Source organism: Streptomyces sp. NPDC002838 (genome assembly GCF_040295365.1).
Taxonomy (GTDB): Bacteria; Actinomycetota; Actinomycetes; order Streptomycetales; family Streptomycetaceae; genus Streptomyces.
In genome coordinates, this window is record NZ_JBEOVF010000061.1 from 1 (window position 1) to 12,462 (window position 12,462).

General features: G+C 70.4%; 13 protein-coding genes and 1 pseudogene. 8 read left to right on the plus strand and 6 right to left on the minus strand.

Annotated elements, in window-relative coordinates; translation table 11 throughout:
* Positions 1 to 394 (plus strand): annotated as a pseudogene (locus ABT063_RS43995) (hypothetical protein); the annotation flags it as partial.
* Between the two features lie 19 nt (positions 395 to 413).
* Here the strand turns inward: ABT063_RS43995 and ABT063_RS44000 are convergent.
* Both ABT063_RS44000 and ABT063_RS44005 read right to left on the minus strand, forming a co-directional pair.
* Positions 414 to 1,592, minus strand: coding sequence for an acyl-CoA dehydrogenase family protein (locus ABT063_RS44000; protein WP_351066598.1), 1,179 nt, complete (start codon positions 1,590 to 1,592; stop codon positions 414 to 416).
* Positions 1,593 to 1,696: 104 nt separating this feature from the next.
* The gene (locus ABT063_RS44005; protein WP_351066600.1) at positions 1,697 to 2,071 is read right to left on the minus strand and encodes a four-helix bundle copper-binding protein; all 375 of its coding nucleotides are present in this window, start codon (positions 2,069 to 2,071) and stop codon (positions 1,697 to 1,699) included.
* Positions 2,072 to 2,206: 135 nt separating this feature from the next.
* Here ABT063_RS44005 and ABT063_RS44010 point away from each other — a divergent pair, with 135 nt between their 5' ends.
* From ABT063_RS44010 to qcrB, 4 genes are all read left to right on the plus strand, one after another.
* Entirely contained in the window at positions 2,207 to 2,605 is a 399-nt protein-coding gene (locus ABT063_RS44010; RefSeq protein ID WP_351066602.1) for a ChaB family protein, read from the plus strand.
* Between the two features lie 278 nt (positions 2,606 to 2,883).
* The gene (locus ABT063_RS44015; RefSeq protein WP_351066603.1) at positions 2,884 to 3,249 is read left to right on the plus strand and encodes a DUF6479 family protein; all 366 of its coding nucleotides are present in this window, start codon (positions 2,884 to 2,886) and stop codon (positions 3,247 to 3,249) included.
* Positions 3,250 to 3,307: 58 nt separating this feature from the next.
* Positions 3,308 to 3,658 (plus strand): DUF8129 domain-containing protein, encoded by a 351-nt coding sequence (locus ABT063_RS44020; RefSeq protein WP_351066605.1) that lies wholly within the window; start codon positions 3,308 to 3,310, stop codon positions 3,656 to 3,658.
* Between the two features lie 36 nt (positions 3,659 to 3,694).
* The gene (gene qcrB, locus ABT063_RS44025) at positions 3,695 to 5,185 is read left to right on the plus strand and encodes a cytochrome bc1 complex cytochrome b subunit (RefSeq protein ID WP_351066606.1); all 1,491 of its coding nucleotides are present in this window, start codon (positions 3,695 to 3,697) and stop codon (positions 5,183 to 5,185) included.
* On the opposite strand, the gene ctaF is transcribed toward qcrB, so the two are convergent.
* The 4 genes from ctaF to ABT063_RS44045 all read right to left on the minus strand — a co-directional run bounded on the left by ctaF (position 5,137) and on the right by ABT063_RS44045 (position 9,998).
* Entirely contained in the window at positions 5,137 to 5,571 is a 435-nt protein-coding gene (ctaF, locus tag ABT063_RS44030; protein ID WP_351066608.1) for an aa3-type cytochrome oxidase subunit IV, read from the minus strand. The genes qcrB and ctaF overlap by 49 nt on opposite strands.
* The gene (gene ctaD, locus ABT063_RS44035) at positions 5,571 to 7,229 is read right to left on the minus strand and encodes an aa3-type cytochrome oxidase subunit I (RefSeq protein ID WP_351066610.1); all 1,659 of its coding nucleotides are present in this window, start codon (positions 7,227 to 7,229) and stop codon (positions 5,571 to 5,573) included. Before ctaD ends, ctaF begins: the two co-directional genes overlap by 1 nt.
* 29 nt (positions 7,230 to 7,258) lie before the next feature.
* Positions 7,259 to 8,992: a glycoside hydrolase family 15 protein gene (locus tag ABT063_RS44040; protein ID WP_351066611.1), complete on the minus strand. Its 1,734-nt coding sequence runs from the start codon at positions 8,990 to 8,992 to the stop codon at positions 7,259 to 7,261.
* A 214-nt stretch (positions 8,993 to 9,206) separates the two neighbouring features.
* A complete protein-coding gene (locus tag ABT063_RS44045) occupies positions 9,207 to 9,998 on the minus strand; it encodes a hypothetical protein (protein ID WP_351066613.1) in 792 nt (263 codons plus the stop codon).
* Positions 9,999 to 10,399: 401 nt separating this feature from the next.
* Between ABT063_RS44045 and dhaK the strand changes: the two genes are divergently transcribed.
* The 3 genes from dhaK to ABT063_RS44060 are packed head-to-tail and all read left to right on the plus strand — an operon-like array spanning position 10,400 to position 12,441.
* Positions 10,400 to 11,392: a dihydroxyacetone kinase subunit DhaK gene (gene dhaK, locus ABT063_RS44050; RefSeq protein WP_351066614.1), complete on the plus strand. Its 993-nt coding sequence runs from the start codon at positions 10,400 to 10,402 to the stop codon at positions 11,390 to 11,392.
* 46 nt (positions 11,393 to 11,438) lie between these two features.
* Positions 11,439 to 12,038, plus strand: a complete 600-nt coding sequence (dhaL, locus tag ABT063_RS44055) for a dihydroxyacetone kinase subunit DhaL (protein WP_351066616.1) — start codon at positions 11,439 to 11,441, stop codon at positions 12,036 to 12,038.
* Positions 12,031 to 12,441 carry a PTS-dependent dihydroxyacetone kinase phosphotransferase subunit DhaM gene (locus tag ABT063_RS44060; RefSeq protein ID WP_351066617.1) on the plus strand — a complete coding sequence of 137 codons (411 nt, stop codon included), beginning with the start codon at positions 12,031 to 12,033 and terminating at the stop codon, positions 12,439 to 12,441. The genes dhaL and ABT063_RS44060 overlap by 8 nt, the downstream gene beginning before the upstream one ends.
* The last annotated feature ends 21 nt before the right edge of the window (positions 12,442 to 12,462 follow it).

The following is a 12,462-nucleotide window of genomic DNA, read 5'->3' on the forward strand; positions in this document are numbered from 1 at the left end:
CGACGACCCGACAGGCCACGACTCCCACGGAATCACCACTGCTATCCCCGACCAGCGGAAACGCACCGATCACGCCCGAAAAGACAACAGCTTCTCAGCGCCATCTCAGGGCCTAGGTGTATTGACCCGCAGCATTGTTCACAAGTCGACGACGTGGTTCATCGGCGGCATGTGGTGCAACGGCCTCATCGACCCGACCGAACTCGCCATCGAGATGCACCCCGAGACCGAGCGCGAGCATGCCCGGTACATCCCCGGTGTACCCGCGCCCAGCATGCTGCCCTTGAACACACTCGCCGCTCGCGGCGAAGCGCCAACTGCCGCAGCACGGCTCGGCCGTCATCCTGATCCCACAGAATCTCGGTGCCAACTATCCTCGGTATGTGACAACTAAGATCTGTAGTCACAAGGTTTCAGCGCCGCACCCGCGGCATCCCCAGCCCGATCCACGAGATGATCTCCCGCTGGATCTCGTTGTTGCCACCGCCGAAGGTGAAGATCACCGCTGAGCGGTAGCCGCGTTCCAGCTCGCCGTGGAGCACCGCGCCCGCCGAGCCCTCCTTCAGCGGGCCCGCGGCGCCGACGATCTCCATCAGCCAGGCGTACGCGTCCCGCCGGGCCTCGGAGCCGTACACCTTGACCGCGGAGGCGTCCTGCGGGGTGAGGGTGCCGTCCTGCACGGCACCCACCATCCGCCAGTTGAGGAGCTTCAGCGCGTCCAGGCGGGTGTGGGTGCGGGCGAGCAGGCGGCGCACCCACGGGAGGTCGACGACGCGGCGGCCGTCGGCGAGTTTGGTCTCCATGGCCCAGCGCTGCACGTCGTGCAGGGCGCGGATCGCCATGGTGCCGTGGGCGGCGAGGGTGACGCGTTCGTGGTTGAGCTGGTTGGTGATCAGCCGCCAGCCCTTGTTCTCCTCGCCGACCCGCCGGGAGACCGGGACGCGGACGTTCTCGTAGTAGCTGGCCGTGGTGTCGTGCGAGGCGAGGGTGTTGATGAGGGTGCAGGAGTAGCCGGGGTCGGTCGTCGGCATCAGCAGCATGGTGATGCCCTTGTGCGGCGGGGCGTCCGGGTTCGTGCGCACGGCCAGCCAGACCCAGTCGGCCGTGTCGCCGTTGGTGGTCCAGATCTTCTGGCCGTTGACGACGTACTCGTCGCCCTCCCGCACCGCGCGAGTCTTGAGGGAGGCCAGGTCGGTGCCGGCGTCGGGCTCGCTGTAGCCGATGGCGAAGTCGATCTCGCCGGAGAGGATCCTCGGCAGGAAGCACGCCTTCTGCTCGTCCGTGCCGTACCGCATGATCGTCGGGCCCACGGTGTTCAGGGCCATCAGCGGCAGGGGGACGCCGGCCTGGGCGGCCTCGTCGAAGAAGATGAACTGCTCCATCGCCGTCAGGCCCCGGCCGCCGTACTCCTTCGGCCAGCCCACACCGAGCCAACCGTCCGTGCCGAGCCGCCGGATCGTGTCGCGGTAGAAGCGCTTCTGGGCAGCCCGGTCGGTGAAGCGTGCGTGGGCGTTGTCCGGCACCAGGTCGGCGAAGTAGGCGCGCAGTTCGGTGCGCAGCCGCTGCTGCTCGGGCGTGTGGTCGAGATGCACGGCGCCTCCAGGCTCCCAAGGCCGGTCCTGACGGCGCACACCGTAGAACGTGTTTCAGAAATTGGGAATGGGCATGCGAAAGCCCTCCGCGACGCCTATGGGAGTCAGGCGAGCGTCGCCATGAAGTCCGTGCAGGCCTGCGCGCACTCCCGGCACGCCTTCGCGCTCTCCTCGGCGTCCGGTTGCCGGTCGAATACGTGGGCGCACTCCAGGCACACGGACCGGCACCACTCCAGTTGCACACGGATGGCCGCCTCGTCCAGGTGGTTCTGCTCGGACAGGACTCGGCAGGTCGCGTCGCAGACCTCCGCGCACATGATCCCCTTGCGTCGTACGAGTTCCTGCTCCTCGGTCCCGTCCGGATCCACCAGGCTGGCGCGCAGGGCACACGCCCGTGCGCACTCGGTGCAGGCCTGCGCGCACGCGAAACGGTCCTCCAGGAACCGGAAGAGCTCCTGCTGGGATGTCGTCGATGTCACACCGCTCGGGTAGCCGGAGCCGGACGTGCCAAACCCGGTGCTCCCAAGGCTTTGCGCCGGTTTTCCACAGCCCGGGCCGGGCACTCGGGCAGCGTCCGCCCACCAGGGCGGACCACTACGGACGGAGGTGGACCCGTGCCCGGACGACAGGAGCTGCCGTCGACCCTGGAGCGCTCCGCCAAGGACGCCCAGCGCACCTGGATCAAGGCGCACGACTCGGCGGTGGAGCAGTACGGCGAGGGCGAACGCGCCCACCGGGTGGCCTACGGCGCGCTGAAGCACAAGTACGAGAAGGTCGGCGACCACTGGGAACGCAAGGAAGGCGGCCGCAAGGGCCCCTCGGACCCGCAGTCGGCCCGGCCCCGGGGCCGCGGCGGGCGCAGTGGCGAGGGCGTCGACGAGAGCGCCTCGAAGGAACACCTGTACGACGTCGCGAAGCGCCTGGGCATCGACGGCCGGTCGCGGATGACCAAGGGAGAGCTGCTCGACTCGATCCGCAAGGCCAACCGGTCGAAGACGCGGGCGTCGCGCTAGGCCCTGTTCGTCACGTTCCCGTCGTCCGCCCGAAGGGCTGGCCCCGCGCCCGCCGCGACAGCGGCTGATGTCCGCGTAGGTGCGTGCTCTCGGCGTGCCGGGCGCAGGCCCTCGTACTGGTTGTACGTGGGTCTGTGCCCGGTGCGGCGAGTGGGGATACCTCCCACGCCCTTAAGGCAGTGGGGGAGCGCGCATGGCGTCGCGGGGCAGGCGGGAATTTGACGACAGGCCCCAGCGGTGAGTCGGTTCACCGGCACGGCCAGGGGTACTCGCGTGCCATGAATACCGCATGGATGGACATCGCCGCAGGCCGGGGCGCTCTCGGCGTCGGCCTGATCGTGGCGGGTGTGGTGGTCGTGGCGGTGCTGATCGGCGCCTTCTGGCTGGGCGCCCGGGTCAAGCGCCGGGAGCCGCCACCGCCGTCCCCCGGGGAGCAGCCGCGGCCGCCGGAGGGTGGCCCGGTCCGCGAGGTGCGCGAGAACCGGGAACCCCACGAGGTGCCGCACAGCGATCACCGTCTGACCCCGCACGAGCTGTCCGGCCAGGGCAACGTCCCGACCCGGACCAGCCCGTCGAAGAAGCGGCCCCGCTGGAACGAGGGCGGCAGCGGTTCGTTCGGGAGCGGCGGTCCGGGCGGCCGCTGAACACCTCGCAACGGGGCCATCGCCCAGAGCGAAGAGCGCACAGAGGGAAGTGAGATCCATGGCCGACCCCGGTCGCAACACCCTGCCGCTGCCCGACTACGACCACCTGCCGATCGGCGGCCTGGAGAGCCGCGTACGGTCGCTGAACACGGAGGAGGTCGAGGAGCTGCTGGCGTACGAGCGGACGCACGCCGACCGTGTCCCGGTGACCGAGCTGCTGACGGCACGCCTGGAGCAGCTGGAGGCGGGCGCCGAGCCGACGTCCGGCGACCCGGGCGCCCTGCGCCCCGAACAGGCCGAGGGCCACACCGGCTCCCCGGTGTCCCCCGCGACCTCGCCCGAGCCCTTCAGCCCGCCCCCGCACGGCACCCCCGACCAGCGGGGCAAGCCGAAGGGTGATCGCAGGTAACGGTTTCCCGCACGGGCGCGGGGGCACCCGTGCGCGGTGCTGTGGAGAAGGAGAAGGGCCCGCCCCCGTGACGCGGCGAAGCGCACCGCCGACTGGGCCGGCGGACGGCTCCCGGTCGGCGAGGGCGGGCTGCTGCGCAAGGCCTTTCCCGACCACTGGTCGTTCCTGCTGGGCGAGATCGCCCTCTACGGCTTCGTCGTCCTGCTGCTGACGGGCGTGTGGCTGACCTTGTTCTTCCACCCGTCCATGACGGAGGTCGTCTACGACGGCTCCTACCGGCCGCTGGACGGCATGCGCATGTCGGAGGCCTACCGCTCGACGCTGCACATCAGCTTCGACATACGCGGCGGTCTGCTGATCCGCCAACTCCACCACTGGGCCGCGCTGGTGTTCCTCGCGGCGATCGGCGTGCATCTGCTGCGGGTCTTCTTCACGGGCGCGTTCCGCCGCCCCCGTGAGGTCAACTGGATGATCGGCGTGACGCTGTTCCTGCTGGCGCTCGCCGAGGGCTTCGCCGGCTACTCCCTGCCGGACGACCTGCTCTCGGGCACGGGGCTGAGGATCGCGCAGGGCATCATGCTGTCGATCCCGGTGGTGGGGACGTACATCAGCATGTTCGCGTTCGGCACCGAGTTCCCCGGGCACGACATGATTCCCCGGCTGTACTCCCTGCACATCCTGCTGATCCCCGGCCTGTTGCTCGCCCTCGTGACCCTCCATCTGATCCTGGTCTTCTATCTGAAGCACACGCACTGGGCGGGCCGCGGCCGCACCAACCGCAACGCCGTCGGCAAGCCCATGTTCCCCCAGTTCGTGGCGAGTTCGAGCGGCTTGTTCTTCATCGTCTTCGGTGTGCTGACGCTCCTCGCGGGCGCGGCGCAGATCAACCCGGTCTGGGCGTACGGCCCCTACCGCGCGGACGTGGTGTCGACGGGCTCCCAACCGGACTGGTACGTCGGCTTCCTGGAGGGCTCGCTCAGGCTGGTCCCGCCCTGGGAGACGGCCGTGGCCGGGCACACGGTAATGTGGAACGTGCTGCTGCCCGCCGTGGTGCTTCCCCTCGCGCTCTTCGCTGTGCTGTACGCGTATCCGTTCCTGGAGCGTCGGTTCACCGGGGACGACGAGGAACACCACCTGTGCGACCGGCCGCGCGACAAGCCCGTGCGCACGGGCCTCGGCGTGGCCGCCGTCTGCTTCTACGGCGTGCTGCTCGCGGCGGGCGGCAACGACATCCTCGCGCACACCTTCAAGGTCTCGCTGAACACGCTGACCTGGGTGTTCCGGATCGCCCTGGTGGTGTTGCCGCCGCTCGCGTTCCTGGTGACCAGGGGCGTGTGCCACGCACTCCAGGAGGCCGACCGCGAGCGGCTGGCCGAGGGCGAGGAGACCGGCGAGGTGCGGCAGACGATCGCGGGCGGATACGTCGAGAGCCACGAGCCGCTCGACGAGGAACGGCGGTACATGCTCAAGTCCTACGGCTATGACGTGGACGAACCACCGTCCCGCGAGGGCGAGTTGGAGCTCTGACCGTCGCGTCCCGCGTATTGGAAGACCATGCCGAACACACCGTGCCCGAGGACGCCCAGACCGAGGAGGGCGAGCCACAGGCCGTAGACCACGCCGACAGCGAGGAGGACGGAGCCCAGCGCGGTGGTGATCGGCCAGGGGCTGTGCGGCGAAAAGAAGTCCAACGGGCCTGCGGTGTCGACGACTTCGGCGTCCTTGCGGTCCTGAGCCCGCTTGCCGCGCCGACGGTACTGGACGTGCAGGAAGAAGGCGACGAGCGCGGCCATCAGGAAGGCGAGGGTCAGCACAGCCGTGCCGGCGGGCTCCCGTGAGCGCCAGCCGTAGCCTGCGGCGGTGACTGCGAAGAAGGCCGCCACGCCGGTGAACAGGCGGGCCTCGGTGCGCATCACGTCTCCTTCGGTACGTCCGGGTGGTGCAGGTCGAACGCCGGTGACTCGGAGCGGATCCGGGGCAGTGCCGTGAAGTTGTGGCGCGGGGGCGGGCAGGTGGTGGCCCACTCCAGGGAGCGGCCGTAGCCCCAGGGGTCGTCGGCGTCGACCCGCCGGCCGTAGTGGGTGGTGCGCCACACGTTGCAGAGGAACGGCAGCGTGGACAGGCCGAGCAGGAACGCGCCGATGCTGCTGATCGTGTTGAGGAGCGTGAAGCCGTCCGCGGCCAGGTAGTCGGCGTAGCGGCGGGGCATGCCGATCTCGCCCAGCCAGTGCTGGACGAGGAATGTGCTCTGGAAGCCGACGAAGAGCGTCCAGAAGTGGATCTTCCCGAGGCGTTCGTCGAGCGTCTTGCCGGTGAACTTCGGCCACCAGAAGTAGAAGCCGGCGAACATCGCGAACACGACCGTGCCGAACAGCACATAGTGCAGGTGGGCGACGATGAAGTACGAGTCGGTGAGGTGGAAGTCCAGCGGCGGCGAGGCGATCAGAACGCCGCTCATGCCGCCGAGCAGGAACGTGACGAGGAAGCCGCAGGCCCACAGCATGGGTGTCTCGAAGGACAGCGATCCCTTCACCATGGTGCCGATCCAGTTGAAGAACTTCACCCCGGTCGGCACGGCGATGAGGAAGGACATCAGGGAGAAGAACGGCAGCAGGACGGCACCGGTGGCGAACATGTGGTGGGCCCACACCACCGCGGACAACATCGTGATGGCGATGGTGGCGCCGACGAGACTGACGTATCCGAAGATCGGTTTGCGGCTGAACACCGGGATGATCTCGGAGACGATGCCGAAGAACGGCAGGGCGACGATGTAGACCTCGGGGTGCCCGAAGAACCAGAACAGGTGCTGCCACAGCAGCGGGCCCCCGCTCGCCGCGTCGTAGATGTGCGCGCCGAACTTCCGGTCCGCCTCCAGGGCGAGCAGGGCGGCGGTCAGCACCGGGAACGCGGGCAGCACGAGGATCGAGGTGAACAGCACGTTCCAGGTGAAGATCGGCATCCGGAACATGGTCATGCCGGGGGCGCGCAGACACAGGATCGTGGTGATGAAGTTGACCGCGCCGAGCGTGGTGCTGACGCCGGTCACCACCAGGCCCATCACCCACAGGTCACCCCCCGCGCCGGGACTGCGGACCGCGCTGTTGAGCGGGGCGTAGGCGAACCAGCCGAAGCCGGCCGCTCCCCCGGGCACCAGGAAGCCGGACACCACCATCAGGCCGCCGAACAGGTACAGCCAGTACGACAGCGCGTTGAGTCTCGGGAACGCGACGTCCGGAGCGCCGATCTGCAACGGCATGACCGCGTTGGCGAACCCCGCGAACAGCGGGGTGGCGAACAGCAGCATCATGATCGTGCCGTGGATGGTGAACAGCTGGTTGTACTGGTGGGGACTGAACAACTGCATCCCGGGCCGGGCGAGTTCGGCCCGCATGAGCAGGGCGAGGATGCCGCCGAACAGGAAGAAGCAGAAGGCGGTCGTCATGTAGAGGTTGCCGATGACCTTGTGGTCGGTGGTCGTCGCCCGGCTCAGTAGGGCCCGCCCCAGTCTCTTGCCCGTACGCGGCCGCGGCGACGCCTGACGCGGCCGATGCCTCCTGTTCACCGCCATGCGCGGGCGGGTACCCGGGCGCGAAAGGGTCACCCACCGAGGCGGACGGCCGACTCCAGCAGCACGGCGTGGACGAAGGCCTGCGGGAGATTGCCGCGCAGTTGGCGCTGGGCGACGTCGAACTCCTCGGCGTACAGGCCCGCTCCGCCGCAGGCACCCCGGTTGCGCTCGAACCAGCGGTATGCCTCGACGGTGCGGCCCTGCTGGTGCTCGGCGAGCGCCATCACGAACCCGCACAGCAGGAAGGCGCCCTCGGCGTCCTCCAGCGGGCGGTCGTCGTGGCGGAAGCGGTAGATGAAGTAGTCCTGCGCCAGTTCGCGGCGGCAGCTGGCGAGGGTGGCACGGGTGCGCACGTCACTGGCGGACAGCGCGCCGCGTACGGCGGGCAGCAGCAGGGCGGCGTCCACCGCCGGGTCGTCGGGGGTGCGCTGCCAGTGTCCGTCGGGGTGCACGCTGCTGCGCGCGGTGGCGCCGAGGATCATGTCGGCCAGGCGGGTGCAGGTCACCGCGATCGGGTGGCGGGGCGCCGCGTCGGCCACGGCCCGCAGGCCGGCGACGCAGATGAGCCTGCTGTGGGTCCACAGCCGGGCACTCAACTCCCAGATGCTGGCGTCCGGTTCCCGCCAGCGTTCGCCGATCGCGCGCACGGCGAGGTCGGCCGCCTGCCAGTCGTGGTCGTCGAGCCGGTCGAGGCGTGCGGCGGCGGCGAACAGCAGCAGGGCCTCGCCGAAGCAGTCGAGCTGGAGCTGTTCGCGCACCCGGTTGCCCACGCGGTCGAAGCCGCCCGGGTAGCCGGGCAGTTCGAGGTCGCGCTGGTCGGGGACGGGGCTGCCGTGCACGGTGTAGGCGGGGGCCAGCCGGGGTCCGTCGGCGTGCAGCCGTGCGGCGACGAAGCGGACGGCGGCGTCCAGGAGGTCGTAGGCACCGGCGGCGGCCGCGGCCTGCCCGGCGAAGCCCTGGTCGCGGATCCACACGTACCGGTAGTCGTAGTTGCGGCCTTCCTCAGCGCGCTCGGGCAGGCTGGTGGTGGCGGACGCGACCATGCCCCCGCCGCGCGTGGTCAGCCCGCGCAGCACGGCGTAGGCCCGGCGTGCGTCCCCCGCGGCGACGGTGTCCTCCAGCGCGGGCACCGCCTGCCGCCAGGCGGCCTCGGTGGCGGCCCAGGTCCGTTCGGCCCGCGGGAGGTCGGCGGGCAGCGCGGAGACGGCGCACTCCAGGACCAGATCGTGCCGCTCGCCGGGCTTCAGCGCGATGTCGGTCCGCAGGCCCTGTTCGCCGGCCACGGCGTGCGGGGCGCCCTGCCAGCGGAGGCGGTGATCGCCGGTGCGCAGCTCCCACACACCGTCGTCGCCGCGCCGGACGGAGTCGAGCGGATCGCCGCCGTAACCGCCGTGCGGGTCGAGGACGACGGAGAGCCGGGCGGGCCCGTCCACGGCCCGCAGCTGCCGCAGCAGGACGAGGCGGCCGGGGTCGCCGGGGTAGGCGAGTGCCTCCCGGCACTCCACGATGCCGTCGTCGGTGACCCAGCGGCTGCGCCAGATCATCGTGCCCTCTTCGTAGTAGCCGCCGAAGACGTGCCGGCCTTCCGGGGTGACCGCGTAGACGCCCGCGCCGCCGACGAGGGCGGCGAAGACCGCCGCGTCGTGCCAGGTGGGCGAGCACAGCCAGCCGATCGCCCCGTCAGGCCCGATCAGGGCGCCGCGCTCCCCGTCGGCCAGCAAGGCGTAGTCGCGCAGCGCGTGGGGCGGAAAGGCTGTGCGCATGGCTGCCGACCTCCTGTCCGGCCCACCCGGCGGCGTGCCGGACGCGGTGACGGGCCTCGGGACGTACGAGTACCCAGAGATTGCGGACGATGGGCCCGGGCCAACACACAGCGGCATCTCAACAGACTTTCGCAACGATGACCGCACGCTCCGAACCCGGAGGGCTCGCAGTTGGAGCGTGCGGGTCGCTGGGCCGGCCCCCCGGCCCGATGCCTTACCGAAAGCCGGCGCTGTCGCGACGAGCACGGCTCATGGACAGCAGCGTCGCGACGATGCCCCCGAAGCACAGGGCCACTCCGACGATGCAGATGATCATCACAAGCGCCATCGTGACGATCGTGCCGTCGCCGGTATCGTCGGAGCTGGTGGAATTCAGGTGCTGGTAGATGAGCACGATGGGGATGGCCAGGGCCACGCCGGCGAGCGGCAGCACCCCGAGCATGATCCATGGGCCTTTGCGCGCGCTCTCCGGCGGTACCGCGTCGGGGCGCCGCGCGAGTAGCGTCCGGGCGATGGCCGGGCCATCGGCGGTGTACCCGTCGATCCTGATTCCGGACTCGTCGGTGAACCGAACCACGCAACGGAAGTGCCAGCCGAGGCGCCGGGCCATGCGCACGTACGGTATCTGGGTGTGTTCGTACTCCGGCGCGTCAGGGTTGGCGCGCAGGAAGGCCACCTCGCCCCAGGTCCAGCTCCGCACGCGCCCTGACACACGATGCGCAAGGCCGTTCTCGTACAGCAGGTAGACCTCGTCCCGGCCGCTGCGCCGCGCGCGGGTCAACTGGACCACGGCGATCGGAAGGCCGGCGATCGTGGGAATCACCGCGAGGGCGAGGAACCGCCCCACCACGATGCCGGGGTAGGTGATCAGCAGGACCATGAGGAGTACGCCACCGACGGCGAAGGCCAGCGCCTTGATTCCGGTGCTCACGTACCGCCCGCGGGCCACCGGGTGGGTGCTGAGCAGCCGGCCGAGCCGATCGTCAACTGGTTCCGCGGTGACCACCATGGTCTCCCTTCGCCCTGTGAGCACGATCTGACATGGAAATCCCCCTACCGACACGCGACGCGTCGAGACGGACGCTCGCAGTCTGGCCACTACTCCTGGGGACCGGTCCCGGAAGCTGCGAGGACTCGCGCGACCCGCACACGCCCGTTGGGGTCCGCACACGTGACCCGCGCCCGGTCAGCATCGATACTTCCGAGAGCAGGCGTCCAGAATCACCGATCCGCACGTCAGCCAACGTCTGACGACCCGCCATCAATGTCAGCATTAAGTCAGCATCAGCCCGCCGGAGCCCGCGTCCGACCGCCACGAACCACCACGACCGACAACCGACCAACTCCACTCCGACCTGCAAAAACACAGGTCAGAGGCACATTTGCCAGCCTTACCAGGAGGTACCCATGAAGATGCTGATCAACGTTCCCGAGACCGTCGTCGCGGACGCGCTGCGTGGTCTGGCGGCCGCCCATCCCGAGTTGACCGTCGATGTGGAGAACCGGGTGATCGTACGGCGGGACGCTCCCGTCGCCGGAAAGGTCGGCCTGATCTCCGGTGGCGGCTCGGGGCACGAGCCGCTGCACGGGGGATTCGTGGGGCCCGGGATGCTCTCGGCGGCCTGCCCCGGCGAGGTGTTCACGTCGCCGGTGCCCGACCAGATGGTGCGGGCCGCGGCGGCCGTGGACAGCGGGGCCGGTGTGCTGTTCATCGTGAAGAACTACACGGGTGACGTGCTCAACTTCGACATGGCGGCCGAACTCGCCGAGGACGAGGGCGTCCAGGTCGCCAAGGTGCTGGTCGACGACGACGTGGCGGTCACCGACAGCCTTTACACGGCCGGGCGGCGCGGCACGGGCGCGACGCTGTTCGTGGAGAAGATCGCGGGGGCCGCGGCCGAAGAGGGGCAGTCTCTGGAGCGGGTGGAGGCGGTGGCCCGGCAGGTGAACGAGAACGCGCGCAGCTTCGGCGTCGCGCTCAGCGCGTGCACCACCCCGGCCAAGGGCAGCCCCACCTTCGATCTGCCGGTCGGTGAGCTGGAGTTGGGCATCGGCATCCACGGTGAGCCCGGCCGGGAGCGGCGGGCGATGATGACCTCGCGGGAGATCGCCGACTTCGCGGTCGGCGCGATCCTGGACGACATGACCCCGCGCAATCCCGTCCTCGTCCTCGTCAACGGCATGGGCGGGACACCCCTGTTGGAGCTGTACGGCTTCAACGCCGAGGTGCAGCGGGTGCTCGCCGAGCGCGGTGTCGCCGTCGCCCGCACCCTCGTCGGCAACTACGTCACTTCGCTCGACATGGCCGGCGCCTCGGTCACCCTGTGCCAGATCGACGAGGAGTTGCTGCGCCTGTGGGACGCGCCGGTGAACACGCCGGGGTTGCGTTGGGGAATGTGAACGGGTGGGCAGCGATCACAACGTACCGACCACGCAAGGAGATCCAGTGCTCGACGCCGACTTCTTCCGCCGTTGGATGACGGCGACCGCCGTGTCCGTCGACCGCGAGGCGGAACGGCTCACCGCCCTCGACTCGCCCATCGGGGACGCCGACCACGGCAGCAATCTGCAGCGCGGGTTCACCGCGGTGACCGCGACGTTGGAGAAGGAGGCGCCCGACACGCCCGGCGCGGTCCTCACGCTCGCCGGGCGACAGCTCATCTCGACGGTCGGCGGTGCGTCGGGGCCGCTGTACGGGACGTTGCTGCGCCGCACGGGCAAGGCGCTCGGGGAGGCCGGTGAGGTCGGCGAGGAGCAGTTGGCCGAGGCGCTGCGCGCGGGGGTGGACGCGGTCATGAAGCTCGGCGGTGCCGCGCCCGGCGACAAGACGATGATCGACGCCCTCGTGCCGGCCGTCGAGGCGCTCGGCGACGGTTTCACCGCGGCCCGGGCCGCCGCGGAGGAAGGCGCCCTGGCGACCACGCCGTTGCAGGCCCGCAAGGGCCGGGCGAGCTATCTCGGGGAACGGAGCATCGGGCACCAGGATCCGGGTGCCACGTCGGCGGCGCTCCTGATCGCGGCGCTCGCGGAGGCGGCCGGTGAGTGACGAGAACCTGGTCGGGATCGTGCTGGTGTCGCACAGCGCGGAGGTCGCCGCGTCGGTGGCCGAGCTGGCGAAAGGGCTCGCGGGCGGGGGCACCGAGGTGCCCGTCGCCCCGGCGGGCGGCACCGAGGGCGGCGGGCTCGGTACGAGCGCGGAACTGATCGCCGCCGCGGCCGCCTCCGTGGACCGGGGTGCGGGAGTCGCCGTGCTCACCGACCTCGGCAGCGCGGTGCTGACCGTGAAGGCGCTGCTCGCGGAGGGCGACGAACTCCCCGGCGACACACGCCTGGTGGACGCCCCGTTCGTCGAGGGCGCGGTGGCCGCGGTCGTCACGGCGGCGACGGGAGCCGACCTCACGGCGGTGGAGACGGCGGCCGCGGAGGCGTACACGTACCGGAAGGTGTGACGCGGACCAGGACGGCGGGCG

Bases quoted from the DNA above. Each gene is read 5' to 3' on its own strand.
- ABT063_RS44015 (WP_351066603.1), top strand. From the start codon at position 2,884: ATGAATACCGCATGGATGGACATCGCCGCAGGCCGGGGCGCTCTCGGC.
- ABT063_RS44020 (WP_351066605.1), top strand. From the start codon at position 3,308: ATGGCCGACCCCGGTCGCAACACCCTGCCGCTGCCCGACTACGACCAC.
- ctaF (WP_351066608.1), bottom strand. From the start codon at position 5,571: ATGCGCACCGAGGCCCGCCTGTTCACCGGCGTGGCGGCCTTCTTCGCA.
- ctaD (WP_351066610.1), bottom strand. From the start codon at position 7,229: ATGGCGGTGAACAGGAGGCATCGGCCGCGTCAGGCGTCGCCGCGGCCG.
- ABT063_RS44040 (WP_351066611.1), bottom strand. From the start codon at position 8,992: ATGCGCACAGCCTTTCCGCCCCACGCGCTGCGCGACTACGCCTTGCTG.
- dhaK (WP_351066614.1), top strand. From the start codon at position 10,400: ATGAAGATGCTGATCAACGTTCCCGAGACCGTCGTCGCGGACGCGCTG.